General features: G+C 74.5%; 26 protein-coding genes and 7 tRNA genes. 15 read left to right on the top strand and 18 right to left on the bottom strand.

Features of this window, described 5'->3' with window-relative positions; all coding sequences use genetic code 11:
- Positions 1-65: 65 nt before the first annotated feature.
- The 8 genes from AB0J00_RS12540 to AB0J00_RS12575 all read right to left on the bottom strand — a co-directional run bounded on the left by AB0J00_RS12540 (position 66) and on the right by AB0J00_RS12575 (position 4,859).
- Positions 66-1,199, bottom strand: a complete 1,134-nt coding sequence (locus AB0J00_RS12540; RefSeq protein ID WP_357744598.1) for a CapA family protein — start codon at positions 1,197-1,199, stop codon at positions 66-68.
- A 28-nt stretch (positions 1,200-1,227) separates the two neighbouring features.
- The gene (locus AB0J00_RS12545) at positions 1,228-1,785 is read right to left on the bottom strand and encodes an MOSC N-terminal beta barrel domain-containing protein (RefSeq protein ID WP_357744602.1); all 558 of its coding nucleotides are present in this window, start codon (positions 1,783-1,785) and stop codon (positions 1,228-1,230) included.
- A gap of 21 nt (positions 1,786-1,806) precedes the next feature.
- The gene (locus AB0J00_RS12550) at positions 1,807-2,184 is read right to left on the bottom strand and encodes an HNH endonuclease (protein ID WP_357744605.1); all 378 of its coding nucleotides are present in this window, start codon (positions 2,182-2,184) and stop codon (positions 1,807-1,809) included.
- Between the two features lie 25 nt (positions 2,185-2,209).
- Positions 2,210-2,629, bottom strand: coding sequence for a hypothetical protein (locus AB0J00_RS12555; RefSeq protein ID WP_357744608.1), 420 nt, complete (start codon positions 2,627-2,629; stop codon positions 2,210-2,212).
- Positions 2,630-2,700: 71 nt separating this feature from the next.
- Positions 2,701-2,772, bottom strand: a tRNA-Val gene (locus tag AB0J00_RS12560).
- 25 nt (positions 2,773-2,797) lie between these two features.
- Positions 2,798-3,211 carry a TIGR02611 family protein gene (locus AB0J00_RS12565; RefSeq protein WP_357744611.1) on the bottom strand — a complete coding sequence of 138 codons (414 nt, stop codon included), beginning with the start codon at positions 3,209-3,211 and terminating at the stop codon, positions 2,798-2,800.
- A gap of 89 nt (positions 3,212-3,300) precedes the next feature.
- Positions 3,301-4,242 (bottom strand): anti-sigma factor, encoded by a 942-nt coding sequence (locus AB0J00_RS12570; RefSeq protein WP_357744614.1) that lies wholly within the window; start codon positions 4,240-4,242, stop codon positions 3,301-3,303.
- Entirely contained in the window at positions 4,239-4,859 is a 621-nt protein-coding gene (locus AB0J00_RS12575; RefSeq protein WP_357744617.1) for a sigma-70 family RNA polymerase sigma factor, read from the bottom strand. Before AB0J00_RS12575 ends, AB0J00_RS12570 begins: the two co-directional genes overlap by 4 nt.
- Positions 4,860-5,040: 181 nt before the next feature.
- Here AB0J00_RS12575 and AB0J00_RS12580 point away from each other — a divergent pair, with 181 nt between their 5' ends.
- The 7 genes from AB0J00_RS12580 (at position 5,041) to AB0J00_RS12610 (ending at position 6,387) form a co-directional block, all read left to right on the top strand.
- Positions 5,041-5,532: an SsgA family sporulation/cell division regulator gene (locus AB0J00_RS12580; protein WP_357744620.1), complete on the top strand. Its 492-nt coding sequence runs from the start codon at positions 5,041-5,043 to the stop codon at positions 5,530-5,532.
- 116 nt (positions 5,533-5,648) lie between these two features.
- Positions 5,649-5,720, top strand: a tRNA-Gly gene (locus AB0J00_RS12585).
- 42 nt (positions 5,721-5,762) lie between these two features.
- Positions 5,763-5,833, top strand: a tRNA-Cys gene (locus AB0J00_RS12590).
- 39 nt (positions 5,834-5,872) lie between these two features.
- Positions 5,873-5,944 (top strand) — tRNA-Val (locus AB0J00_RS12595).
- 147 nt (positions 5,945-6,091) lie between these two features.
- Positions 6,092-6,163 (top strand) — tRNA-Gly (locus AB0J00_RS12600).
- Positions 6,164-6,205: 42 nt separating this feature from the next.
- Positions 6,206-6,276 (top strand) — tRNA-Cys (locus tag AB0J00_RS12605).
- A 39-nt stretch (positions 6,277-6,315) separates the two neighbouring features.
- Positions 6,316-6,387 (top strand) — tRNA-Val (locus tag AB0J00_RS12610).
- Positions 6,388-6,445: 58 nt separating this feature from the next.
- On the opposite strand, the gene AB0J00_RS12615 is transcribed toward AB0J00_RS12610, so the two are convergent.
- Complete coding sequence (locus AB0J00_RS12615) at positions 6,446-6,937, bottom strand: VOC family protein (protein WP_357744623.1); 492 nt, start codon at positions 6,935-6,937, stop codon at positions 6,446-6,448.
- 68 nt (positions 6,938-7,005) lie between these two features.
- Positions 7,006-7,605, bottom strand: coding sequence for a dephospho-CoA kinase (gene coaE / locus AB0J00_RS12620; protein ID WP_357744626.1), 600 nt, complete (start codon positions 7,603-7,605; stop codon positions 7,006-7,008).
- A gap of 232 nt (positions 7,606-7,837) precedes the next feature.
- Between coaE and AB0J00_RS12625 the strand changes: the two genes are divergently transcribed.
- Positions 7,838-8,104 carry a hypothetical protein gene (locus tag AB0J00_RS12625; RefSeq protein ID WP_357744629.1) on the top strand — a complete coding sequence of 89 codons (267 nt, stop codon included), beginning with the start codon at positions 7,838-7,840 and terminating at the stop codon, positions 8,102-8,104.
- Positions 8,105-8,356: 252 nt separating this feature from the next.
- On the opposite strand, the gene rpsA is transcribed toward AB0J00_RS12625, so the two are convergent.
- A complete protein-coding gene (rpsA, locus tag AB0J00_RS12630) occupies positions 8,357-9,820 on the bottom strand; it encodes a 30S ribosomal protein S1 (protein WP_357744632.1) in 1,464 nt (487 codons plus the stop codon).
- 215 nt (positions 9,821-10,035) lie between these two features.
- On the opposite strand from rpsA, the gene AB0J00_RS12635 reads away from it, so the two are divergent.
- Positions 10,036-10,899, top strand: a complete 864-nt coding sequence (locus AB0J00_RS12635; RefSeq protein WP_357744635.1) for a class I SAM-dependent methyltransferase — start codon at positions 10,036-10,038, stop codon at positions 10,897-10,899.
- Between the two features lie 12 nt (positions 10,900-10,911).
- On the opposite strand, the gene AB0J00_RS12640 is transcribed toward AB0J00_RS12635, so the two are convergent.
- The 3 genes from AB0J00_RS12640 to AB0J00_RS12650 are packed head-to-tail and all read right to left on the bottom strand — an operon-like array spanning position 10,912 to position 14,822.
- The gene (locus AB0J00_RS12640) at positions 10,912-11,934 is read right to left on the bottom strand and encodes an ABC transporter permease (protein WP_357744638.1); all 1,023 of its coding nucleotides are present in this window, start codon (positions 11,932-11,934) and stop codon (positions 10,912-10,914) included.
- A gap of 33 nt (positions 11,935-11,967) precedes the next feature.
- The gene (locus tag AB0J00_RS12645; protein ID WP_357744640.1) at positions 11,968-13,611 is read right to left on the bottom strand and encodes a sugar ABC transporter ATP-binding protein; all 1,644 of its coding nucleotides are present in this window, start codon (positions 13,609-13,611) and stop codon (positions 11,968-11,970) included.
- On the bottom strand, positions 13,608-14,822 hold the full coding sequence (locus AB0J00_RS12650; protein ID WP_357744643.1) for a substrate-binding domain-containing protein: 1,215 nt from the start codon (positions 14,820-14,822) through the stop codon (positions 13,608-13,610). Before AB0J00_RS12650 ends, AB0J00_RS12645 begins: the two co-directional genes overlap by 4 nt.
- A gap of 397 nt (positions 14,823-15,219) precedes the next feature.
- Here AB0J00_RS12650 and AB0J00_RS12655 point away from each other — a divergent pair, with 397 nt between their 5' ends.
- The gene (locus AB0J00_RS12655; protein WP_357744646.1) at positions 15,220-16,224 is read left to right on the top strand and encodes an alcohol dehydrogenase catalytic domain-containing protein; all 1,005 of its coding nucleotides are present in this window, start codon (positions 15,220-15,222) and stop codon (positions 16,222-16,224) included.
- A gap of 47 nt (positions 16,225-16,271) precedes the next feature.
- Positions 16,272-17,120 (top strand): SDR family NAD(P)-dependent oxidoreductase, encoded by an 849-nt coding sequence (locus tag AB0J00_RS12660; RefSeq protein ID WP_357744648.1) that lies wholly within the window; start codon positions 16,272-16,274, stop codon positions 17,118-17,120.
- 100 nt (positions 17,121-17,220) lie between these two features.
- On the opposite strand, the gene AB0J00_RS12665 is transcribed toward AB0J00_RS12660, so the two are convergent.
- From AB0J00_RS12665 to AB0J00_RS12680, 4 genes are read right to left on the bottom strand one after another with little or no spacing between them, the layout of a single operon-like run.
- Entirely contained in the window at positions 17,221-17,580 is a 360-nt protein-coding gene (locus AB0J00_RS12665; protein ID WP_357744651.1) for a hypothetical protein, read from the bottom strand.
- Positions 17,577-18,440, bottom strand: a complete 864-nt coding sequence (locus AB0J00_RS12670) for an extradiol ring-cleavage dioxygenase (RefSeq protein ID WP_357744654.1) — start codon at positions 18,438-18,440, stop codon at positions 17,577-17,579. Before AB0J00_RS12670 ends, AB0J00_RS12665 begins: the two co-directional genes overlap by 4 nt.
- Positions 18,433-19,272, bottom strand: a complete 840-nt coding sequence (locus tag AB0J00_RS12675; protein WP_357744656.1) for a citryl-CoA lyase — start codon at positions 19,270-19,272, stop codon at positions 18,433-18,435. The genes AB0J00_RS12670 and AB0J00_RS12675 overlap by 8 nt, the downstream gene beginning before the upstream one ends.
- Positions 19,269-20,456 (bottom strand): CaiB/BaiF CoA-transferase family protein, encoded by a 1,188-nt coding sequence (locus AB0J00_RS12680; RefSeq protein WP_357744659.1) that lies wholly within the window; start codon positions 20,454-20,456, stop codon positions 19,269-19,271. Before AB0J00_RS12680 ends, AB0J00_RS12675 begins: the two co-directional genes overlap by 4 nt.
- A gap of 238 nt (positions 20,457-20,694) precedes the next feature.
- On the opposite strand from AB0J00_RS12680, the gene AB0J00_RS12685 reads away from it, so the two are divergent.
- The 4 genes from AB0J00_RS12685 (at position 20,695) to AB0J00_RS12700 (ending at position 25,262) form a co-directional block, all read left to right on the top strand.
- On the top strand, positions 20,695-22,194 hold the full coding sequence (locus AB0J00_RS12685; RefSeq protein ID WP_357744661.1) for an amidohydrolase family protein: 1,500 nt from the start codon (positions 20,695-20,697) through the stop codon (positions 22,192-22,194).
- Positions 22,194-23,018 (top strand): IclR family transcriptional regulator C-terminal domain-containing protein, encoded by an 825-nt coding sequence (locus AB0J00_RS12690; protein WP_357744664.1) that lies wholly within the window; start codon positions 22,194-22,196, stop codon positions 23,016-23,018. The genes AB0J00_RS12685 and AB0J00_RS12690 overlap by 1 nt, the downstream gene beginning before the upstream one ends.
- Positions 23,019-23,085: 67 nt before the next feature.
- The gene (locus tag AB0J00_RS12695; protein ID WP_357744667.1) at positions 23,086-24,288 is read left to right on the top strand and encodes an FAD-dependent monooxygenase; all 1,203 of its coding nucleotides are present in this window, start codon (positions 23,086-23,088) and stop codon (positions 24,286-24,288) included.
- Positions 24,285-25,262: an alpha/beta fold hydrolase gene (locus tag AB0J00_RS12700; protein ID WP_357744670.1), complete on the top strand. Its 978-nt coding sequence runs from the start codon at positions 24,285-24,287 to the stop codon at positions 25,260-25,262. Before AB0J00_RS12695 ends, AB0J00_RS12700 begins: the two co-directional genes overlap by 4 nt.
- Positions 25,263-25,267 lie beyond the last annotated feature (5 nt).

Raw genomic sequence — 25,267 nt, forward strand, 5'->3', positions numbered from 1 at the left:
GGATGGGCGTCGCTTGACACGACGTGTGCGCGTCCGAGCCTAATGGCCCGCTGCGCCCGGACCGGTCAGCCAGGGACGACCACGAGCCCGGCGGCGGCCGCACCTCGCGCGTCGAGCACCGCGGTGACCCGCTCGGTGGTGGCCGAGTCGGCGGGCAGCAGCCGGACGGCGTCGGCGCCCAGGTCGATCCGCACCGGCACCGCCTCCGCCGCCGTCGCGGTGAACCGGCCGTCGGGCTGCTCGGTGAAGGTGACCCGGGCGATCACCGAGTCCTCGGTGTCCTGGCCGCGGGTGCTGTGCTGGGCGAGGGAGTTGCCCAGGCCGTAGAACGCCCACTTCTCCCCCACCCGCTCGGCGGGCTGCACGACGTGCGCGTGGTGGCCGAGCACCAGGTCCACGTCGGGCGAGGCGAGCAGCGCGTGCACGGCCTGCTGCTGGGCGGCGGTGGGCTCGTGGTCGTACTCCCGGCAGCAGTGCAGGCTGACGACGACGACCCGCGCGCCGGCCGCGCGGGCCGCGGCGGCGTCGGCGAGCACCCCGCGGACGTCGGGCACCGCGGCGGTGTCGACGGCCCACGGCGCCCCGGGGGGCAGCGGCACGCCGTTGAGCGAGAAGGTCGCCGACACCGAACCGACCCGGACCCCGCCGACGTCGACCACCGTCGGTGGTTCGCCGGGCCCGCGGTGGGTGCCCGCGTGCGCGATGCCGGCCGCGTCGAGGGCGTCCAGGGTGCGCACCAGCCCGTCGCGCCCGGCGTCCAGCGAGTGGTTGGACGCCGTCGAGCACAGGTCGTAGCCGGCGCCGGCCAGCGCGTCGACGATCTCCGGCTGCACCGCGAACGCCGGGTAGCCGGAGTACGGGCCCCCCGCCGGGGCGACCGGGGTCTCCAGGTGGCAGATCGCGAGGTCGGCGGCCTGCAGCACGGGCGCGATCCCGGCGTAGACGCCGGTGAAGTCGTAGGTGCCGTCGGGCTGCCGCGCACCGGCGGTCAGCGAGCCGCCCTGGTGCACGAGCACGTCACCGGTGGCGACCAGGGTGAACGACCGCGGCGCGGGCGGGGAGCCCGGCGCCGGCGAGGTGACCGGCGGGGGAACCGGCGCGGGTGCGGTGGACGGCGCGGCGCCCGGCCCGCACCCGGCGAGCAGCGGACCGCCGAGCAGCACGGGACCGAGCAGCAGGGCACCGGTCCGGCGACGCACGGGCGGCACGCTACCGCCCGGGAGCCGGTCAGCCGAGCAGCTGGACCGGGTCGCCGGCGGCCACCCGGCCGGGCACCCGCACCTCGGCGTAGACGCCCAGGCAGTGCTTCGGCGTCCGGACCACCTCGAGCTCGACCTCGCCCACGCGCACCCGCCGGCCGACCCACGCCCGCTCGTCGCCGTCACCGGGCAGCGAGAGCAGCAGGTTCGCGCGGGGGTCGTCGGCCGAGCAGCCCTCGGGGACGTCGCCGGCCTCGGCGCGGTCGATGGCCTGCCGGGAGACCAGGTGCACGGCCGCGGCGTCGACCTGCGGCGCGTCGGCCCGGTCCAGCCGCACCGGCCGGCCGAGCACCTCGGTGAGCGTGATCGTGTCGGCCTCGAGGTCGCCGGTGGCCACGACCTCGCGCATCGCGGGGGTGCTCTTGACGGTCACCTGCTCACCGCTGCCGGCGTCGACCACCCGGTAGGCGCGGTCGCCGACCAGCCCGGCCGGCTCGACCCGGGCCTCGGCCACGGTGCGCCCGCCGAGGGACTTCACCGGGTAGACGGAGACCTGGTCGACGGTGCCCACGCGCTCGCTGGTCATGGTGCCGACGCTACCGCCGGGTCACGCGGCCAGCCCGCGGCGCCGCAGCCGGCGCAGCTGGGCGTCCAGGTAGGGCCGGGCGCGCCGCTGCCCGCCGCGGACGGCGATCGCCGCCGCCAGCGCGGTGAGCACCCGGACCAGCCGCTCCTCGTCGGGCTGCCAGCCGCGGCGCCGGCACTCCTCCAGCCAGTCGACCGGGCCGGCGTGGCCGCGGGCGCCGTTGCAGCGACCGCAGGCGGCCACCTCGTTCTCCAGCCACGACGGGCCGCCCTTGACCCGGGGGACGACGTGCTCGGTGGTGGCCCGGACCTGCCCGCCGAGCTCCCGGGCGCACCAGATGCAGGTGGGCCCGTCGCGGTGCATCGCCGCGGTCAGCCGGGCGGCGCGGTCGGGCTGCACACCTGCCGAGTGTCCCCGCGATCGGTCAGTCGCGCTCCCGGCGCCGCCGCTCCCCCGCGACGTCCGGACGGCGCGGCTGCAGCATCGAGACCGCCCGGCGGAGCCGCTCCCGGGTGCGGCGCGGTGAGCTGGCCGACCAGACCAGCTCGGTCTCCGGGGCCGGCGGCGCACCGGGGTCCTCGTCGGCGGCCGCGCGCATCCGCTCGTGCAGCCGGGCGAGGACGCGGTCGGCGAGGTCGTCGTCGGCGAGCAACCGGACGCCGTCCGGGTCGCCCTCGGCGTCGAGGGCCTCGACGTACCAGGCCTGCCAGCCGGCGCCGAAGGCGTGCGCGGCCAGATCGCTGACCACCGCGTACGCGGCGTCCAGCTCGGCACCGGCCTCGAGGCCGGCCGCCAGCTCGGCGATGGCGCGGAGGGTGTACCCGTCGGGCCCGGGGATGGTCACGGCGCCATGCTCGCAAACGGCCCAGGAACGGCGACGGCCCCCGACCTGATCAGGTCGGGGGCCGTCGGAGGTGGGCGATACTGGGTTCGAACCAGTGACCTCTTCGGTGTGAACGAAGCGCTCTACCACTGAGCCAATCGCCCGTGCAGGACAGAGTCTAGGGGATGGTCACCGCCACAGCGGCACCCACCCCGGCACCCACCCCGGAACGCCGAGGACGTGCAGCGCGACCTCGAGGGCGGCGACCACGAAGGCGAGCGTCACCAGGCCCACGGCGAGCCGCACGAGCAGCGGCTGGCGGCCCAGCCACTCGGTCCACCGGCGCACGTTGCGGCGGGTGAACTCCAGCAGCCGCTCGGCCCAGGTGAACTCGGTGGCCAGCACGAACAGACCGGCGATGACGGTCAGCCAGCCGGGGCCGGGCAGGGGGATGGTGACCAGCCCGAAGGCGACCACGACCGCGCCCACGACGCCGACCGCGACCCGGTAGGCGGTGTCGACGGTGCGGCTGCGGGCCAGCCGCCGCCGCCACTGGGTGTCGGCCACGCGCTCGCGGAGGCCGTGCGGGACGTGCTCCTCCACCTGCGCCGGGCCCTCCCCTGCCGATCCGGTGGCCGGCACGGGGGCCCCGGGACCGAGCGGCGGTTCGCCTGCCAGGGTGTCTGTTCCGCTCAGCTGGTCACCTGCCCGGTCGCGACGATGTCCGTCGGTGCCGACGGAGCCTGCCGGCCGGGCTCGCGGCTGATGCCGTAGCTGTCGAAGTCGTCGGACCCGGCCGCCGACGAGCCTACGGTCCGGAGGTCGATCCGGGGAGAGACCACGTCGAACGTCCCGAGGGCGACGGGCGACTCGTCGCCGATCCCCCACAGCACGTACACGGCGTCGCGCTGGTCGTTGACCGCGAGCCCGTTGGACACCACCTGCACCCCGTCGCGCCGGGCGACGACGGTGGCCACCGGGGGCCCGTCGGGCTCCTCGGGGTCGCTCAGCGGGGCGACCGTCGCCGGGCCGTCCTGCAGCACCGCGCGCAGCACCTGCTCCTGCCGGGCGGCCGTCGCCTCGGCGGCGTCCCGGTCACCGGCGATCACGACGTTCCAGGTGCCCAGCGCCAGGATCGCCGCCACCGCGGCGGCCACCAGGGCGCCGGGCAGCACCCGCCGCCAGGCCGGGCGCAGGTCCGGGTCGCGCGGGGGGCGGGGGCGGTGCAGACCGTCGAGGGCGCCCGGACCGGGCACCGGCGCGGACGAAGGCCGGGCCGGGCCCGTGCGCGGCGCAGCCGGCGGGGTCGACGGCCGGTTCGACGGCCGGTTCGACGGCACGGCCGGCGGCACCGGGGAGGGCGGAGCCGCCGACTGCTGCTCGGTCTCCTCCACCGCGGCGCGCAGCCGGTCGCGCAGCCCGTCGGACGGCTCTGCCTCCGGCAGGTCCGAGGCCAGCGCCGCCATCACCTCCTGGGTGTCGGCGACGGTCCGCGTGCACTGGGCGCAGCCGCCCAGGTGGGCCGCGAAGAGGGCCTCGTCCTCCGGCTCGAGCGCGTGCAGCGCCCAGCCGACGGCGAGCTCCTCGAACTGCTCGTGCCCGGCGGGGCCGGGACGTCCGGTCGGTGCGCTCACCGGGCACTCCCCCCGGCGGGCTGGGAGCCGGGCACGCCGTCGAGGGCGTCCTTGAGCCGGCGCATGCCCGCGAGCATCCGCGTCTTGACGGTGCCCAGCGGGGCGCCGGTCAGCGCGGCCACCTCCCGCTGGGTGTAGCCGCCGTAGTAGGCCAGGGCGAGCGCCTCGCGCTGGGCGTCGGGGAGCCCGCGCAGCGCCGTCCGCACCCGGTCGGCCTCGAGCCGACCGGACACCTCGTCGTCCACCTCCGCCTCCTGCACGGGGGCGGCGAGGGCGAGCTCGTCCTCGGCGCGCGCCCGGCGCCGCCGGTGCGACTCCTCGCGCCGCACGGCGTCGACCGCCTTGTGGTGCACCAGGGTCAGCACCCAGGACGCCGCGCTCCCCCGCGCCCGGTCGAAGCCGGACGGGTCGCGCCAGATGCTGAGGAAGACGTCCTGCAGCACGTCCTCGGCGAGGGTGTCGTCGGCCAGCACCCGCCGCGCGAGCGCGAAGGCCGGACGCCGGAAGCGCTGGTACAGGTCATCGACCGCGCGGCGGTCGCCGGCGGCCACCCGGGAGAGCAGCTCGGCGTCCGCCGCGCCGTCCTCCTGCCGGGTCGGTCGACTCACGAGGCCCATCGTCACACGCGGTCTTCGTCGCGCCCAACCCATCCGGTTCATCCCGGCAGCCCCGGTTCCCCGCGCTCCTCCGCCCCAGGTCGACTGCGCCGGGTGGTGCCCGTGTGACTCGCGGTGCGAATGAGGCGCGACACGCCGAAGTCATGCGTGACTTGGGGTCGAACTGGGTCGTTAACAGGACATGGCGCGCTCTCCCCGGTCCGGTTGCACTGCCCGCACGACGCTCCACCTGGTCGGCCCCCAGTCGTGGACCGCCGTCCCGGCGGCCCTCGTCTACGACTCGACCGACCCGTTCGCCGTCCGCGTGCGCTTCGGCGACGACACCGCCGACGAGCGCGACCCCGGCTTCGAGGACGCCGTGGACGCCGAGGACGACGGCGGTGTGGAGTGGCTGTTGAGCCGGGAGCTGCTGCGCGCCGGGCTGAGCGCCCCGGTCGGCGACGGCGACGTGCGGATCTGGCCCGCGCGGGCCGCGCTCGACGTCCTCTACCTGCAGCTGCGCGCCCCGTCGGGCGAGGCGCTGTTCGAGCTGTCGAGCAGCGTCGTCGACGACTTCCTGCGGGAGACCGAGCGCCTGGTCCCCGCAGGCACCGAGAGCGACGCGCTGCACGTCGACGCCGAGCTGCTCGCCCTGCTGCACGACGGCGGCTCGGACAACCCCTCGGCGCACTGACGCGGGGGCGCTGACCTGCGGCGTCACCCCCGCCGGCCACCGGGCGGACCCCCGGTGTTGGAGCGGGGGGACCCGTCGGTTAGTGTTCTTCCTGCACCGCGGACCTGGTCCGCAGCGCGGACGTGGCTCAGTGGTAGAGCATCACCTTGCCAAGGTGAGGGTCGCGGGTTCGAATCCCGTCGTCCGCTCGGAACTCCCGGGCGCTGGTCATCGACCGGCGCCCGGCGTGCGGTGGAGTGGCCGAGAGGCGAGGCAACGGCCTGCAAAGCCGTCTACACGGGTTCAAATCCCGTCTCCACCTCGGCGCTCCCCCACGGGAAGTCGACGGGGAGACGGACACGGGCGATTGGCGCAGCGGTAGCGCGCTTCCCTGACACGGAAGAGGTCACTGGTTCGATCCCAGTATCGCCCACGCACCACGAAGGCCCCAGGTCCACCGACCTGGGGCCTTTCTCGTTCCACGGGGTCCTTCGGTGCCCCGCGGGCACCGGGGGGTGGTGACCGGCGGCGGAACGGGATCCGCTAGAGTTCTCCCCGTTGCGCGGACCTGGTCCAGCACGCGGACGTGGCTCAGTGGTAGAGCATCACCTTGCCAAGGTGAGGGTCGCGGGTTCGAATCCCGTCGTCCGCTCGGAACTCCCGGGCGCTGGTCATCGACCGGCGCCCGGCGTGCGGTGGAGTGGCCGAGAGGCGAGGCAACGGCCTGCAAAGCCGTCTACACGGGTTCAAATCCCGTCTCCACCTCGGCGCTCCCCCACGGGAAGTCGGCGGGGAGACGGACACGGGCGATTGGCGCAGCGGTAGCGCGCTTCCCTGACACGGAAGAGGTCACTGGTTCGATCCCAGTATCGCCCACGCACGACGAAGGCCCCAGGTCCACCGACCTGGGGCCTTCGTCGTCCCTCGGACCCGCTCACCCGACGGGCACACCGTCCGCGGCGGCGCGCAGGGCGGCGACGTCCAGCTTGCGCATGCCGAACATCGCCTGGACCGCCCGGCGGACCCGCGCGGGGTCGGGGTCGGCGAACAGCTCCTCCATGCCCTCCGGCACGACCTGCCAGGACAGCCCGTAGCGGTCCTTGAGCCAGCCGCACTCGCTCTCCACTCCCCCGTCGGCGAGCAGCGCGTCCCAGTACCGGTCCAGCTCGGCCTGGTCGGCGCAGGTGATCTGGAAGAAGACGGCCTCGGAGAACGTGAACACCGGCCCGCCGTTGATGCCGACGAAGCGCTGGCCGTCCAGCTCGAACTCGACGGTCATCACGCTGCCGGCCGGCCCGGGGCCCAGGTCGGTGTAGCGGGCGACCGAGACGATGCGGGAGTTCGGGAACACCGAGCAGTAGAACTCGGCGGCCTCCTCGGCCTGGGTGTCGAACCAGAGGTTGGGGATGATCGGCGCGACGGGCATCGCGGGTCCTCTCGTCGGCGGACGCCGGTCGCCCGCACTGCAGGGAGGACGCCCGCCGGACGCCGAACTCATCGGTCGGCGGCGCCCGCCACCCGCTCGGCCCAGAACCGGTCGACCTGAGCCGCCAGCCCGTCGCGGTCGCCGTCGTTGGTGAGCACCGCGTCGGCGACCGCGCGGCGCTGCTCGTCGGTGGCCTGGCTGGCGATCCGGGCCCGGGCGTCGGCCTCGGCCAGCCCGCGGCCGACCAGGCGGCGCACCCGGGTCTCCAGGTCGGTCTCCACGACCAGCACCAGGTCGAAGCTGCCGGCCTGCCCGGTCTCCACCAGCAGCGGCACGTCCTGGACGACGATGCCGTCAGCCGGCGCCTGCGCGGTCAGCTCGGCGGCGCGGGCGCGCACCAGCGGGTGGACGATGCCGTCCAGCCGGGCGCGGGCCGCCGGGTCGGCGAAGACGATCGCCGCGAGCGCCGGCCGGTCCAGCGCCCCGTCGGCGGTCAGCACGCCGTCCCCGAACGCCTCGACGACGGCGGCCAGCCCCGGGGTGCCCGGCTCGACCACCTCCCGGGCGATCCGGTCGGCGTCCACCACCAGGGCACCGCGTTCGGCGAGCAGCGCGGCCACGGTGCTCTTGCCCGACCCGATGCCGCCGGTCAGCCCGATCCTCAGCACGGCACGACCCTAGTCACCGGACCTTCCTGCCCCCTGGCACTCGCGCCGGGCCCCCGCAGGAGGGCCGGAGCGAGCGGGTACGGACAGTGAGGACGAGCGGTGCCCGGAGGTCTCGGGAAGGTCACGGCGGGCGCGGCACCGGCGCGTCGCACCAGTCACAGCTGTCCCACGAATTAGCTTTCGTCCCGGTGGACCTCCCCCGCCACAGCAGCAAGAGAGGTGTGACCCGACGATGTCCCGATCCCAGCTCGCCGACGTGCCCGCGACGACCGTCGGTCAGCGCCGCGGCCGGCACCGGACCGACCGTCCGTCCGGGGTGCGCTGCGCCGACCTGCCCGCCGTCCGCGAGCGCCTGCAGCAGAAGCAGCGCGGTGGCCTGGGTGCGGCACTCCTCCGGGCGCTCCTCCCGACCGCTCCCGCGGGCCGGCACACCTGGGACTTCCTGGCCAACGCCGGCGGTCGCCCACGCAGCGCGTTCGCCATCATCCTGAGCCTCTGAGCGCTCCCCGCGCTCGCGCGCGGCCCACGGCAGCCAGGTCACGGACGACCTCGCGCTGACCCGGTCACGGACGTACCGGGCACCGGCCCGCGCGCACCTCCGGGCAGGGCCCCGCCGACCACGTGGTCGGCGGGGCCCTGCCCTTCACCGCCCTCCTCCGGACGCGGCAGTGGCCGCCCACCCCGGAGGGTGGACGGCCACTGTCAGGTGCTGCAGCGCTGCTCGGCCGAGCAGCTCAGCGGAGCGGAGAGGTCACTCCCCGCCGGCGAGCTTGGCGCGGAGGGCGGCCAGCGCCTCGTCCGACGCCAGCGTGCCACCGCCCGTGCCGGTCTCCGGCGCGGCCGGCTCGCTGCTGTAGCTGCCACCGGCCGCAGCCTCGGCGTCGGCCTCGCGGGCCGCGGCGATCTGCTTGCGGTGCGCCTCGAAGCGGGCCTGGGCCTCGGCGTACTGCCGCTCCCACGTCTCGCGGGCCTCGTCGTAGCCCTCGAGCCACTCGCCGGTCTCCGGGTCGAAGCCCTCGGGGTAGATGTAGTTGCCCTGCTCGTCGTACGAGGCGGCCATGCCGTAGGCGGCCGGGTCGAACTGCTCCTCGTCGCCGACGACGCCCTCGTTGGCCTGCTTCAGCGACAGCGAGATGCGGCGGCGGTCCAGGTCGATGTCGATGACCTTGACCAGCAGCTCGTCGCCGACCTGGACGACCTGCTCCGGGATCTCCACGTGGCGCTCGGCCAGCTCGGAGATGTGGACCAGGCCCTCGATGCCCTCGTCGACGCGGACGAACGCACCGAAGGGCACCAGCTTGGTGACCTTGCCGGGCACGACCTGGCCGATCTGGTGGGTCCGGGCGAACTGACGCCACGGGTCCTCCTGCGTCGCCTTCAGCGACAGCGAGACCCGCTCACGGTCCAGGTCGACGTCGAGGACCTCGACGGTGACCTCCTGGCCGACCTCGACGACCTCGGACGGGTGGTCGATGTGCTTCCAGGACAGCTCGGAGACGTGCACCAGGCCGTCGACGCCGCCCAGGTCCACGAACGCACCGAAGTTGACGATCGAGGAGACGACGCCCGTGCGGACCTGGCCCTTGGCGAGCTTGTTGAGGAACTCGCTGCGGACCTCGGACTGGGTCTGCTCCAGCCACTGCCGGCGGGACAGCACGACGTTGTTGCGGTTCTTGTCGAGCTCGATGATCTTCGCCTCGAGCTCGCGGCCCACGTAGGGCTGGAGGTCGCGGACGCGGCGCATCTCGACCAGTGAGGCGGGGAGGAACCCGCGCAGGCCGATGTCGAGGATGAGGCCGCCCTTGACGACCTCGATGACGGTGCCGGTGACGACCTCGTCGGCTTCCTTCTTGGCCTCGATCGTGCCCCAGGCGCGCTCGTACTGCGCGCGCTTCTTGGACAGGATCAGACGCCCTTCCTTGTCCTCCTTCTGGAGGACCAGGGCTTCCACCTCGTCGCCGACGTGGACGACCTCGGTCGGGTCGACGTCGTGCTTGATGGACAGCTCACGCGAGGGGATGACGCCCTCGGTCTTGTAGCCGATGTCCAGCAGCACCTCGTCCCGGTCGACCTTGACGATGACGCCTTCGACGATGTCGCCGTCGTTGAAGTACTTGATCGTCTGGTCGATCGCCGCGAGGAAGTCCTCGGCCGTGCCGATGTCGTTCACGGCGATCTGGGGGGTGCTGTCGGGACGGACCTGGGTGGAGGTCATGTGGTCGAGTGCTCCGGACGGGGGGTGCGTAGGGACCGGTGACCCGGACGGGTCATCGGGAGGTGCCACGGGAGGGGTCGAGGGGGACTCCCTCCGACTGCGGAGAGAACACACCACACCCCTGGCGCCATTCCATGGTACGGACGCCGGAGGGTACGGGTCCACCTGGGTGCCCGGCCGCCGGGGCCCGGGCGGCGTGTCACGATCGGCGTGTCATGAGCAGCTCCTCCGGACCCTCCTCCTCCGCCCCCGGTCTCCCGCTGGCGTCCGACGGGTACCCCGCGGCGGGTGGTGTCGCCCGCCGTCCGGCCGGGGCCGACGAGTCCGCCCGGGCCAACCGGGGGTGGTGGGACGCCGCCGCGCCCGCCTACCTCGCCGAGCACGGCGACGACCTCGGCGACGTCGACTTCCTCTGGTGCCCGGAGGGGCTGCGCGAGGCCGACGCGCACCTGCTCGGCGACGTCGCCGGACGGCGGGTGCTCGAGGTCGGCTGCGGCTCGGCGCCCTGCTCCCGCTGGCTGCGCACCGCCGGCGCCGTCCCGGTGGCCTTCGACGTGTCCGGCGGGATGCTCGCCCGGGCGGCGGAGCTCAACCGGGCGACCGGCGTCGACGTGCCGCTGTTCCAGGCCGACGCCGGCCGGATCCCGCTCGCCGACGCGAGCGTCGACCTGGCCTGCTCGGCGTTCGGCGGGCTGCCGTTCGTCGCCGATGCGCAGGCGGTGCTCGCCGAGGTGGCCCGGGTGCTGCGGCCGGGCGGGCGGTTCGTCGCCTCGGTGAACCACCCGATGCGCTGGCCGCTGCCCGACACCCCCGACCCCGACGACCTGCGGGTCGTCGCCTCCTACTTCGACCGGCGCCCCTACGTCGAGACCGACGAGGCCGGGCGCACCGTCTACGTCGAGCACCACCGGACCGTCGGCGACTGGGTGCGGGCGGTGGTCGGCGCCGGCTTCCGGCTCACCGACCTGCTGGAACCCGAGTGGACGCCGGGCCGGACGCAGACCTGGGGCCAGTGGTCGCCCGAGCGCGGCGCGCTGGTGCCCGGGACGCTCGTGCTCGTCGCCGACCTGCCCGGCTGACCCCGGGCCCGGTCAGCGCCGGCGGCGCAGCTGCCGGGAGAGCACGACCGCGACCACCAGCGCGGCGCCGTAGAACAGCTGCTGGACGTAGTTCTGCGCGCCGAGCAGCTGCAGCCCGTTGACCCCGGTGGCCAGGAAGAACACCGCGATACCGGTGCCGATCGCGTTGAACCGGCCGGGCTTGATGCTGGTCGCCCCGAGGAACACCGCCGCGTAGGCCGGGAGCAGGAAGCCGCCGGTGGCCGTGGGGTCGGCCGAGCCGGTCGTGCCCAGGAACAGCACGCCGGCGAGCCCCGCCACGAGGCCGCCGAGCACGAAGCCGCCCCAGCGCAGCCGGTTCACCCGGATGCCGCTGAGCCGGGCGACGTCGCGCGACTGGCCGACGAACAGCGCCCGCAGCCCGATCGGGGTGAACGAGGAGACATACCAGACGACCAGCAGCAGGACGAGCGCGTACCAGAACTCGAACGACAGCCCGAACAGGCGGGTGGTGAACGTCGCCGTGGACAGCGCCCGGTCGATGCCGACGATCGTGTTCGAGCCGGCGAGCCAGAAGATCGCGCCGGTGAAGACCGTGCCCATGCCGAGGGTGACGATGAGCGGGTCGGTGTCGAAGTGGACGACGAACAGCCCGTTGAGCGCACCGGCCACCACGGCGACGACCACGCCGATCAGGCACGCCGTCCAGATGCCCACCCCGTGCTGGACGTTGAGCACCCCGGCGGTCATCGCCGTCAGGCCCATGATCCCGCCGAGGGACAGGTCGAAGTCCCCCACGAACGACGGCATCAGCGCGGCCAGCGCCAGGACCAGCAGCACCACCTGGGCGCTGAGCACGTTCGAGACGTTGGCCCAGGTCAGGAACGTCTCCGGGGTGGCGACGCCGAAGACGACGATCAGCGCGAGCCAGGCGACCGGCAGCGCCAGCCGCTCGGCCCACACACCCCACCCTCCGCCGCCGTGGGTGGAGGACAGCTTCTTCTCGTCCGGGTCGGGCTGCCCGGTGGCCTGCGGTGCGACGTCCGTCGTGGACATGTGGGTCTTCCCTCGGGTGCGGGTCGGGTGGGGTCAGGGGGTGGGCTGGCCGGCCAGGACGGCGGCGGCGTCGGTCGACCAGTGGTAGACGGCGGCGCTGATCGCCTCCTCGGTGATCTCGCCGTCGACCAGCTCGGCGCGGACCGCGCCGTCGGCGACGACGAGCACCCGGTCGCACACGGTGGCCAGCTCCTCGAAGTCGCTGGACACCCAGACGGTCGTGGTGCCGCGGGCGGTGGCCTCGCGGACCAGCCGGTAGATCTCCGCGCGGGCGGCCACGTCGACGCCCTGGGTGGGCTCGTGCAGCAGGAGCAGCCGCGGCTCGATCTCCAGCCACTTGGCGAGCACGACCTTCTGCGCGTTGCCGCCGGAGAGGTTGCCCATCAGCACGTCGGGGTTGCGCGGCCGGACGTCGAAGGTCTCCACCATCCGCTTGACCAGCCCGCGCAGCCGGCCGCCCTGCAGCCGGCCCAGCCGGGTGTAGGAGTCGTTGACCAGGATGGTCGCGTTCTCCCCCACCGACAGGGTCGGCGCGACGCCGTCCCGCCGGCGGTCGGCGGGGACCAGCGCGATCCGGTGCCGCACCGCCGACGTCGGGTCCAGCGACGGGACGCGCAGCCGCTCGCCGTCCAGGGTCAGCGTGCCGGCGGTCGAGCGGTGCGCGCCGAACAGCAGGTAGGGCACCTCCTCGGCGCCGGAGCCGAGCAGGCCGGCCAGCCCGACGACCTCCGTCGGCCGCACCGAGAAGGTGACGTCGACGGCGCGGCCGCCCCGCAGGCCCTCGACGGCCACGCGCGGCTCCAGCGTGGCGATGTCCACGTCGGACGACCGCCGGTGCGCCAGCCCGACGAGCTTGCCGCTCGCCGGGCCGACGATCATGTCGACCAGCTGCTGGTCGTCGACGTCGCTGATCGCGGCCCCGCCGGCCAGCTGCCCGTCGCGCAGCACGACCACGCGGTCGCACAGCTCGCGGACGGCGGCGAGGTCGTGGGAGATGAACACGACGCTGGCGCCGTCGGCCACGACCCGGCGGACCAGGGCGAACAGGAACGCGACCTCCCCCTCGGGCAGGAAGACGGTCGGCTCGTCCAGGAACAGGATCGACCGGGCGACCTCGCTGCGCTCGCGGTAGGCCTTGAGCTCCTCGGCCGCGCGGACGATCGCCACCAGCGCCTGGCCGACCGGCGGCAGCTGGTTGATGATCGCGTCGGGCTCGACGTCCACGCCGTAGGACCGCAGCAGCGCACGGGTGCGCGCCCGCTGCGCCCGCCAGTTGATCGGCCGGCGCGAGGACGCCGCGCCGGTCTGGCCGACCATCAGGTTCTCGGTGACCGTCAGCGTGCGGGCGAGGCCCAGGTCCTGGTGCACGAAGCTCAGCCCCAGGTCGCGGAACTGCCCGGGCGCCAGCGGCAGGTCGACCGGCTGGCCGTCGACCAGCAGCTCACCGCCGGGGTCCGGGTGGTTGACCCCGGCCAGCACCTTGACCAGCGTCGACTTGCCGCACCCGTTCTCGCCGAGCAGCCCGACGATCTCCCCCTGGTCGATCCGCACCGAGACGTCCGACAGCGCCCGGAAGGCGCCGAAGTGCTGGGTGATGTGCCGCAGCTCCAGGGCGGGGACCGCCCCCGCCGGGGGGACGGACGTCCCCCCGGCGGAGCTGCGGACCGGGTCGCTCAACCCAGACCCCAGAGCTTCTTGTACTGGGTCTCGAAGTCGGTGCCGAACCCGTCGTTCGGGCCGTTGACGTCGTCCTTGTTGTCCAGCGTCCACAGCCGGTGCGGGTCCATCGCCTTGTTCGGGTCGACGGCACCGGCCTTGGTCAGCACCCGCAGCATCTGGTCGGTGGTCGCGTAGGCCCGCCAGAGGTGGGTCGGCCCCGTGTCGGAGTGCATCGGGATGGTCGTGCCCATCTCCTTGATGTACGCCGGCGTGCCGCCGTAGTCGCCGTACAGGTAGACGCCGCTCTTGCCGGACCCGGTCACGGCCGCCGCGGCGGGCGGGACCATGCCGTCGAAGATCGGGATGACCGCCTTGATCTTCGGGTTGGCGAGCAGCGCGGAGTTCACCGCCGGCTGCACCTTGGTGGCCCAGTCCGGCACCGCGACGCTGGTCGAGGTCAGCTTGCAGCCGGGGCAGTACTTCTTGAACTCGTCGGTCACGGCCTTGGCCATCACGACGCTGGAGGGCACCTCGTTGGAGGTGACCATGTAGGCGTCGAACGGGCTGCCCTTGTGGTCCAGGATCGCCACGTCCACCGACCGCCGGATGGACTCGGCGTTGGGGATGTTGGTCTGCGCGGTCACCAGCGGGTCGGTGCCGCCGTCCTCGGTGTCGCCGAGGCCGGAGTCGATGACCGCGATGCCGGCGTCGGTCGCCGCCCGGACCTGGGGGGTGATCAGGTTCGGGTCGATGCCGCAGACCAGCACGATCGCGTCGTAGTGCTGGCTGACGGCCTGCTGCATGCCCGGGATCCAGCCGCTGGCGCCGCCGCTGTTCTGGAAGTAGGTGCCGGTCATCCCGACGCTCTCGGCCAGGCCGACGATGTCCTTGCCGATCTGGTCGCACACCGGGAGCTGGCTGGCCGTCGGGATGACCATGACCTTCTTGCCCTTGACCGACGAGACGTCGAAGGCCGGCCCGGGCGCCTGGAACGTCGGCACCGCCTGGGCGTCGGACACCAGCTTCTTGAGCTCCGTGAGCTGCGCGTCGGACGGCCCGCCGGCCTTGCTGCCGGACGAGCCGGACGAGCCGGAGTCGCTGGAGTCGGTGCTGGAGCTGACCGCACCGCAGCCGGTGAGGGCCAGGGACAGGCCCACCGCGGAGACCGCGATCATCGCCAGGGAGCGGGAGGCGACGGTCCGGGGGACCGCGCGGGAGCGTCTCGTCATCGAGTTCTTCCTCGCCGTGGGAGGGGGCGGGGGCCGGCTGGCCCGCACGCCGGTGCAGGTGACCTGCCCGCACCGGGGTCCACCGGCGGCTCGGGCGACGAGGGCTGCGGTGTGACCGCCACCACTCGTGGCGGGGACTATCGCCACGAGGATGGTTACTTGTCAACAAGCCCGCTGAGCAGTGACGCCTTCGTGATGCGGAACGGCGCCGGCAGGTTCGGGGACGGTTCGCATCCGTCTTCCGGACCGTGGAACGAGCCGCTCACCCCGCCGCCGGGCCGCTACCGTCGGCGGCCACCGACCCGGGTCGCACCGGCCGCCGGGATCGTCGTCGCGGAGGAGCTCTCGTCATGGGCATGCGGGTCACGGTTGGGCCGACGACCAGCGGCGGACGCCGGTGAAGGCCGTCGTCTGCGTGCCCGGGGGCACCGAGCTGACCGAGCTGCCCGACCCCACCCCGGCGCCCGACGGGGTCGTCGTCGAGGTGGCTGCGTGCGGGCTGTGCGGCAGCGACGTCCACGCGGTGGAACAGGGCATGACCACCGAGGGCCAGGTGCTGGGGCACGAGTTCGGCGGCCGGGTGGTCGCGCTCGGCCGCGAGGTCACCGGCTGGCAGCTGGGCCAGGCGGTCGCCGTCGACCCGCTGGGCTCGTGCGGCAGCTGCCGCGACTGCCGGCGGGGGCTGCCGTTCCGCTGCGCGGCGCTGCCGAACATCGGCATCACCGCGCCCGGTGCGTACGCGGAGTTCGTCGCGGTGCCCGCGGCGCAGCTGGTCGCGCTGCCCGAGGGGGTGCCGGCCGAGTGGGGCGCGCACGCGGAGCCGCTGGCCGTGGCCCGCCGGGCGGTCGCGCTGGCCGGGGTCGGGCCGGGGGACGCCGTCCTGGTGCTCGGGGTCGGCACCATCGGGCTCAACGCGGTGATCGCGCTCAAGGCCGCCGGGGTGGACCACGTCGTCGGAGCCGGCCGCTCGGCCGGCCGGCGCCGGGCGGCGGCCGCGGCCGGCGCCGACGTCGTCATCGACACCCGCGAGGTCTCCCTCGCCGAGCACGTCGCGCGGACCGGGCGCCGGTTCGACGCCGTGCTGGAGTGCTCGGCCGCGCCCGGCGCGGTCACCGACGCGATGGCGGTGCTCGCGCCGGGCGGCACCTGCGTGGAGGTCGCGCTCTCCGGGGAGGCCGCCGCGGTGCCGCTGGGCCCGCTGGTCGGCGAGGGGCTCACCCTCACCGGCAGCTGCGCCTTCCGGCACAGCGACTACACCGCCGCGGTCGCGCACGCCGCCACCGGCGACCCCCTGCTCACCGGGCTGGTCAGCGAGCGGGTCGCCCTCGCCGACGTGCCCGACGCGCTGGTCCGGCTGCAGCGGCCGGGTGACCTGGTGCGCGTGCTCGCCGTCCCGCGCTGACCCCGCTCCCCGCAGATCCCGCTCCCCCGCAGACAGGAGTTCCGAGGATGGACCAGTTCGAGGGCCGGGTGGCCGTGGTCACCGGAGCCGGCAGCGGCATGGGCCGGGCGTTCGCCCGGCGATGGGCCGCCGAGGGCATGCGGGTGGTGGCCGCGGACGTCCAGCAGGACGCGCTGGACCGCACCGTCGCCGAGATCGCCGCCACCGGCGCCGACGTGGTGGGCGTGCGCACCGACGTCGCCGACCCCGCCGCGGTCGAGCACCTGGCGGAGGAGGCGACCGGCCGGTTCGGCGCGGTGCACCTGCTGTGCAACAACGCCGGGGTCGAGGGCTACCTGGACGGCGCGATCTGGGAGGCCACCGACGCGGACTGGCGCTGGACGGTCGACGTCAACTTCTGGTCGGTGGTGCACGGCGTGCGGGCGTTCGTCCCGCGGATGCTCGCCCACGGGGAGCCGGCGCACGTGGTCAACACCTGCTCGATGACCTCGGTCATCGCGGCGTCCAACATGTACGGGATCACCAAGCAGGCGGTGTTCGCGCTCACCGAGGTGCTCGCCGCCGACCTGCGCGGGCGCGGCGCCCCGATCGGCGTCACCGCGCTGTGCCCGGGCACGATCGCCACCGAGCTGTTCCACGGCAGCCGCAACCGGCCGGCCCACCTGCGCAACGCGACCGAGACCGAGGGCGCCCGCGCCGGGGCCGAGCTGCGGGAGCGGATGCACGCCACGCTCAGCGCGGGCATGTCACCGGACACCGTCGCCGACCTGCTGGTGGACGCGGTCCGCCGGGACGCGCCGTACCTGCTGACCGACCACGACTGGGACCACCTGGTGCAGGCCCGGCACGAGGCGGTGCTGGCCGGCGCCGTCGGGGAGCCGGCGACCGACCGCTGACCGGGGCCGGGGCCGGGGACGACGCCACCCCGGTCCGCAGGGGGCGCAGGACCGGGGTGGCAGCTCGTCGGGCGGCCCGTGGCCGCCGGGTGGGGACTCCTCAGGTGGCGATGTCCGGGTAGGGCATCGAGATGTGCTCCATCGCCTTGCCGTAGGCCTTCTGGTACTCCAGCGGCCCGTGGTCGCGCTCGAACATGGCGATGAACAGCGTGAGGGTCAGGAACGGGTGGGCACCGAGGGAGAACAGCGCCACGTGGTCGTGCCCGGCCAGCGCCCGCCGCTCCTCGTCGGTGAACGACAGCCACGTCGTCCGCTCGTCGACCAGGCAGTTGAGGATGACGCCGGCCCGCTCGGCCTCCCACCAGGCGACCGTGCCGGCCGGGTCCTCGCGGTAGCGCTCCACCAGCTCCGGGTCGCGGTCGACGGTGTAGAGGAACTTGTCCACCAGGTACTTGCTCATCGGGGGTCCCCTCCCGGGTACCAGGTGAAGTAGGCCTCCATGGTGTGGAACAGGTCGAGGGTGTCGACGTGGTCGGCCTTCCGGCCCTCGCCGGCCACGCCCATCATCAGCATGAAGTCCATGAACCCGTGGGTGGCGTTGCCCGGGTGGTGCAGGCTGTCGAGGGTCACCTCGGACAGGCAGCCCTCGATGTCGCCGGAGGCGATCCAGTCGACGGCCTTGCGGTCGAACTCCGGGTCGGGCCCGTGCTCGCCGAACTGGCGCGGGCCGCCGAGCTCGAGCGAGAGGTGGCCGGTGCCGATGACCGCCACCCGCTTGTCCGACTCCCAGGACTCCACCCAGTGCCGCAGCGCCTGCCCGAGCTGGACGAAGCGCTTGGGCTGCGGCAGCGGCGGGGCGAAGATGTTCGTGTAGACCGGCACGATCGGCAGGTCCGCCTGCGGCCGCAGCGTGATGATCGGGCAGGTGATGCTGTGGTCGATCCGCAGCTCGTTGCTGAACGCCAGGTCGAAGCCGTCGTCCAGGCCGGTGCGGAGCACGTGCGCGGCGAGGTCCTCCTCCCCGCGCAGCGTCATCTTCGGCAGGCCGAACTCGCGTTCCTCGTTGTACCAGTTGGCGTCGAAGAACGGCGCCTTGCCGACCAGGAACTGCGGCATGTTGTCCAGCCACAGCTGGTGGAAGTGGTCACTGCCGACCATCACCAGGACGTCGGGCTCGGCCGCCGTGAGCGTCTCGCGGAACCGCTCGATCTTGGCCACCCACTCGTCGGCGAACGGCGGGCGGTCGGCGCCGGTGGAGGTGCTGGCGCGGTAGTAGAAGGGGTGGTGCGTGGACGCGATGACCGCGGCCAGTTCAGCCATGACGACCTCCGTTGGTCTTCTGGTCGGGCACGTAGGGGTCAGGATCGACCGAGCGGTTGCTGAGGTCCACCGAGAGGAACACGTCGTTGCCGACCGGGTGCCGGATCTCCTCGGCGAGCTGCCCGATCAGCCCCGCGGTGCGGGCCAGCAGCGCGAAGCCGCGCAGCAGCTCCAACGGCAGCCCGAGGTCGGCGAGCGCGGCGCCGCAGACGCCCGCGCCGTTGAGCGGCAGCGTCCGGCCCAGCACCTGGGGGTGCACCCGGCCGATCGCGGCGAACAGCGCCAGGTGCGGGCCGACCAGCCCCTCCTCGGTGGCGATCTCGAACAGCCGCGGGGTGCGCGGGTCACCCTCCTTGTGCACGTGGTGCCCCAGCCCCGGCACGAACCGCTTGGCGGCCCGCTGCGCGGTGACCGTCTCCAGCGCGAGCGCGTCCCAGCCGGCGTCGTCGGTGGGCAGGTCGCCCTCGACGCCGGTGAGGACGTCGTGCAGGAAGCGGCCGCAGTCCTCGGTGACGCCGAGGAACCGGGAGCCGCCGCCCAGCAGCCCCGCGGCCAGCGCGCCCTGCACCGAGTCCGGTGCCGACAGCCAGGTGAGGCGGGTGACGATCGCGGTGGGCGTGAACCCGTGGTCGGCCAGCGCGGCGAGCACCGCCTCGAACACCCGGGTCTCCCCCGGGGTGGGCCGGCGCTGGGTGGCCAGCCAGAAGGCGAGCTCGCCGAAGCCGACCGAGCCCATCACGTCGCGGGCGAGGTCGGTGCCCAGCAGCGTGATCGAGTGCAGGCTCGACGCGCCGAGCGCGGTCGGGTACTCCGGCGTGGTCCCGTCGGTCACGAGGCGTCCTCCTGCGGGGTGGCGAGCCAGCTGCGGATCTCGGCGCCGTGCTCGTCGAGCGCCGGCGGCGGCAGCCGGTAGGCGGCGGGGGTGGCGGAGAAGGTGATCGGGTTGCGGACCATCGGGACGCCCGAGCCGCCCTCCCCCACCTGGACGACGGGGTCCAGGCCCACCTCCTCGGCGAAGGCGACGCCCTGGTCGACGGTGTTGATCGGCCCGCACGGCACGCCGGCGGCGATGATGTCGCGGAACCACTCCAGCTTGGTCCGGGTGCGCAGCCGCTCGACCAGCAGCGGGCGCAGCTCGTCGCGGTGCGCCGTCCGGTCCTCGTTGCGGCTGAACCGCGGGTCGTCGGCGAGCCCGGGCACCCCGAGCACCTCGACCAGGCGGCGGAACTGGCCGTTGTTGCCGGCGGTGATGATCAGCTCGCCGTCGGCGCAGGGCAGCGGCTCGTAGGGGAAGAGGCTCGGGTGGCTGTTGCCCATCCGGAACGGCACCACGTCGCCGGCGACGACCGCGCTGGCGTGGTTGACCAGCCCGGACAGCGCCGAGGAGAGCAGGTTCACCTCGACGTGCTGTCCCTCGCCGGTGGCGTGCCGGTGGTTGAGCGCGGACAGCACCCCGATGGTGGCGTGCAGCCCGGCCATAACGTCGAACACCGAGATGCCGGCCCGGTACGGCTCGCCGTCGGGCGAGCCGGTGAGGCTCATCAGCCCGGAGATGGCCTGCACGATCAGGTCGTAGCCGGGCAGCTCCGCGCCGCCGGGCTGGCTGCCGAAGCCGGTGATCGAGGCGTAGACGACCCGCGGGTTGGTGGCCGCCACGCTGTCGTAGTCCAGCCCGAAGCGGGCCAGGCCGCCGCTCTTGAAGTTCTCGATGACGATGTCGGCGCGGCGGGCCAGCTCCCGGGCGGCGGCCAGGTCGGCGGGGTCCTTGAGGTCCAGGGCGACCGAGCGCTTGTTGCGGTTGACGCCCAGGTAGTAGGTGGACACGCCCTCGCGGACCGGCGGCTGCCAGGTGCGGGTGTCGTCGCCGTGCGGGCCCTCGACCTTGACCACCTCGGCGCCGAGGTCCGCCAGCAGCATCGTGGCGTACGGGCCGGCGAGGATGCGGGAGAAGTCGGCGACCAGCAGCCCGCTCAGGGGGCCCGCGGCCCCGGCGGCGTCCGGTCGGGGGTCGGTCATGCCTGCGCCCACTCCTCGTCATCGAGTCGTCGTCGAGTCGTCCGCCGCCTGACGGACGGTCGTCCGCTGCGGTGGACGGCAGTCTCGGGGACCGTCCGGCCGGCTGTCAAGCGACACAGACTGGACGCTGCGACCTCTTGACATGTGGGCGCGCTCACGTCAAAGGTGAGCGCGATGAACGGCTGACCGCTGTACGGACGGCCGTCCGCTGATGCCCCACCGAGCTCAGGAGGAGCCCGTGTCCCGTCCCGACACCGATGTCGCGGAGCAGTCGTCCGGTCGTCCCGTGGTGCTGCGCGGCGGCACCGTGCTGACCATGGACGACGCGCACACCGTCCTCCCGTCCGCGGACGTGCTCGTCGTCGGCGACACCATCGCCGCGGTCGGACCAGCGCTCGACGTCCCCGAGGGCACGCTGGAGGTCGACGCGACCGGCGGCATCGTGATGCCCGGGATGATCGACACCCACCGGCACATGTGGCAGACCGCGATGCGCGGCTACGGCGCCGACTGGACCCTCACCCAGTACTTCGTCTGGTACTACCTGGAGCACGGCCGGGCCTTCCGCCCCGAGGACGTGCACGCCGGCAACCTGGTCTCGGCCTGGGACGCGCTCGAGGCGGGCGTCACCACCACCGTCGACTGGTCGCACGGCCTGCAGACCGTCGACCACGCCGAGGCCGCGGCCGACGCGCTGCTCGCCGTCCCCGGCCGGTTCTACCTGGCCTACGGCAACATCCAGGCCGGTCCGTGGGAGTGGGCCACCGACCCCGGCGTCCAGGCGTTCCTGCGGCGCCGCCGGGACGAGGGCCGGCTCGGCCTGCAGCTCGCCTTCGACGTCACCGGCGACCCGTCGTTCCCGGAGAAGGCGGCGTTCGAGGCCGCCCGCGAGCTAGGCCTGCCGGTCACCACGCACGCCGGTGTCTGGGGCGCCACCAACGACGCGGGCATCAAGCTCATGCACGAGCACGGCTTCATGACCCCCGAGACGGTCTACGTGCACGCCGCCACCCTGGACACCGACTCGTACCACCGCATCGCCGCCACCGGCGGCTCGGTCTCGGTGTCCACGGAGTCCGAGCAGAGCGCCGGCCAGGGCTACCCGCCCACCTGGCAGGTGCGCCGGCACGACATCCCGGTGTCGCTGTCGATGGACACCAGCGTGTGGTGGAGCAGCGACCTGTTCTCCGCGATGCGGACCACGCTGGGCGCCGACCGGTCGCGGGAGCACCTGGAGGCGCACGTCCAGGGCGAGACGGTCACGCACGTGCACCTGCGCGCCGAGCAGGTCGTCGACTGGGCGACCCGCGGTGGCGCCCGGGCGCTGGGCCGGGACGACCTGGGCAGCCTGCAGCCGGGCAAGAAGGCCGACGTCGTGCTGATCAAGAACGACCGCTCGCCGGTGTCGTTCCCGCTGCTGAACCCCTACGGCCACGTCGCCTTCCAGGCGCAGCGCGGCGACGTGCACACCGTGCTGGTCGACGGCCGGATCGTGAAGCACGACCACCAGCTGGTGGGTGCGGACCTGGCCGCGGTGCGCCGCGAGGTCGAGGCCACCGTCGACCACCTGCGCAGCAGCCTGGGCGAGGAGGCGTGGGCCGCCGGGATGAACCCGGACCTGCCCTCGGACGACGAGGTGCTGGACAACCCGTACACGTACACCGAGTACAAGTCGGCGAGCACCCGCGAGGCCCGCAGCAGCCTGTTCGGCGACGCCGACGAGGGGGCGGCCGGCTGATGGCGGGCCGGGGCAGCGGGCCGGACTTCGTCGAGGCGCTCGCCCGCGGCCTCGACGTGCTGGCCTGCTTCGGGCCGGACCGGCCGGCGATGTCGCTCAGCGACGTCGCGACGGCGGCCGGGCTGGCCCGCCCGACGGCCCGCCGCCTGCTGCTGACGCTGGAGGAGCTCGGCTTCGTCAGCGTCAGCGGCGGGGCGTTCCGGCTCACCCCGAAGGTGCTCACCCTCGGGATGGCCTACGTGGGTGCGCTCGGGCTGTGGGACGTCGCCCGCCCGCACCTGGAGCAGCTGGTCGCCGCCACCGGCGAGTCGTCGTCGATGGCGCAGCTGGACGGCCCGGACATCGTCTACGTCGCCCGGGTGGCGGTGCCCAAGCTGATCGCGCTGCGGGTCGACATCGGCACCCGCTTCCCCGCCGTCCAGACCTCGCAGGGCAAGGTGCTGCTGGCCGCGCTGCCGGCGGCTGAGCTCGAGGCGGTGCTGGCCCAGCCCAGCCGCGCCGGGCTGCCGCCCTACATCGGCCGCAGCCGCGAGCAGCTCGACGAGGAGCTGACGGCGGTGCGCGCCCGCGGCTGGGCGCTGGCCGACGAGGAGCTCGCCCCCGGGGTGCGCTCGGTGGCCGTGCCGGTGCGCGACGGCACCGGCACGGTGCGGGCGGCGATGAACGTGACGGTGCACGCCGCGGAGACCTCGACCGCGACGCTGCTCGACGAGCACCTGCCGAAGCTGCTGCGCACCGCCGGCGACGTGAGCGCCGACTGGGCGCTGTGGCAGTCCCGGCCGTTCGCCGAGGTCCGCCGGGCGGACGGCAGCGCCACCGCCTGAGCTCCTGTACCGCCGTGACGCGGAAGCCGGGTTGCCCCGGCCCCCGCCCGGCGCGGAGCGTTCCCCCATGAGCGCGCGCGACGGGGTGCTGGTGGTCGGGGCCGGGCCGGTGGGGATCCTCAACGCCCTCGGGCTGGCCCGGGCCGGGGTGCCGGTCACGGTGGTCGACCGGTCGCCGGACGTCGTCCAGTCGCCGCGGGCGGCGATCTACCACTGGGCCGTGCTCGACGGGCTCGACCGGCTCGGGGTGTACGAGGAGGCCGCCCGCCGCGGGATCCTCAAGCAGGACTACGAGTACCGCGCGCACCGCACCGGCGAGCGGGTCCGGTTCGGCCTGGACGCGCTCACCGGCCGGGTGCCCCGGCCCTACAACCTGCACCTCGGCCAGGGCGCCCTGGTGGAGATCGCACTGGAGCAGCTCGCCCGGTACGAGCACGCCACCGTGCTGTGGCAGCACGAGCTGGTCGGCCTGGCGCAGGACGCGCGGTCGGTGACCGCCAGCGTCCGCACGCCCGAGGGCACCCGCACGCTGACCGCCGGCTGGCTGATCGGCGCCGACGGGTCGCACAGCGCCGTCCGGACGGCGCTCGGGCTGGCGTTCGAGGGGTTCACCTGGCCGGAGCGGTTCGTGGCCACCAACATCCGCTACCCGTTCGCCGAGCGCGGGTTCGCGCAGAACACCTTCATCGTCGACGACGTGTACGGCGCGGTGATCGCCAAGCTCGACGAGACCGGCGGCACCGGGCTGTGGCGCTACACCTACTGCGAGGGCGACGCGCTGCCGCTGGACGGCGTGCTGGACCGGATGCCCGGGTTCTTCTCCGCGGTGCTGCCCGACCTCGACGGGCTGGAGGTCGTCGAGCACGCGCCCTACCGGATGCACCAGCGGGCGGCCACCACCTTCCGGTCGGGCCGGGTGCTGCTGGCCGGCGACGCCGCGCACGTCACCAACCCCGCCGGCGGCCTCGGCCTGACCGGCGGCCTGTTCGACACCTTCGTGCTGCACGAGGCGCTGGCCGCGGTGCTGGCCGGCCAGGCGCCCGAGGAGGTGCTCGACGACTACGCGCGGGAGCGCCGCCGGGTGTTCCTGGAGATGGTCAACCCGGCGGCCACCGCCATCAAGCGGCTGATCTTCCACTCCGCCGACCCCGACCGGCTGGCCCGCGACATGGCCGACCTGAAGCGGCTGGAGACCGACGAGGACGCGCTCGTCGCCCGGCTGATGAGCACCAAGGCCATGGAGACGCCCTCGCTCGTCGGCGCCCGGTGACCGCGCCGCACGAGCAGCAGCCGCCGGTGCACCGGCGGCGCGGCGGCTGCTGGCTGCCCGGCGACCTGGCGCACGACGACCGGGGCGCCTGGCAGCTCGGCCCGGCCTGGGTGCAGTGGGAGGCGCCCGCCGAGCTCACCGGCCGGCCGCCGCTGGTGCTCGTGCACGGCGGGGGCAGCCAGTCCACCGACTGGCTGGGCACGACCGGCGCGGCGCCGGGCTGGGCCGACCTGGCGGTGGACGCCGGCTTCCCCGTCTACCTGCTCGACCGCCCCGGCCACGGCCGCTCCCCCTGGGACCCCGCCCGGCTCGGCCCCCGCACCGCGTTCCCCGACCACGCCGGCGCCGGCTTCCTCGTCCCGCCGGACGGCGACCGCGCGGCCGCCCACACCGGCTGGCCGTGGGGTCGGACGCCGGGCTCCGCGCACCTGGACGCGCAGGTGGCCTCGTCGGCCGGGATGCTGCGGGACGCCGCGCTCGGTCAGGACCTGGACGCCCGGCGGCTGGTCGACCTGCTCGAGCGCACCGGGCCGGCCGTCGTCGTCACGCACTCGGCGGGCGCACCGGCCGGCTGGCTCGCCGCCGACGGGCGGCCGGAGCTGGTGCGGGCGCTGGTCGCGCTCGAGCCGCTCGGCCCGCCGGGGCTGGACCTGACCCGGTTGGGCGTGACCGGCCGGCTGGACGGCGGGCTCACCTGCCGCCCGCTGCGCCGGGACGACGACGGCCGGCTGCCCGGGCTCGCCGGCGTCCCGGTGTGCGTGGTGACCGCCGACGCCTCCGGCCGGGCGGCGGCCGACGCGCAGACGGTGGCCTTCCTGCGCGACGGTGGGGTGGCCGTCGACCACCTGCAGCTGGGCGAGCACGGCATCCGCGGCAACGGCCACGGCTTCCCGTCCGAGGTGGGCAACGACCGCAGCTTCGCGCTGGTGGCCGGCTGGCTCGCCGACCGGACCGGGGGACGGCCGGCCGGCTGACCCCC

Origin of the sequence: Modestobacter sp. NPDC049651 (assembly GCF_040659695.1) — a bacterium.
GTDB lineage: Bacteria > Actinomycetota > Actinomycetes > Mycobacteriales > Geodermatophilaceae > Modestobacter.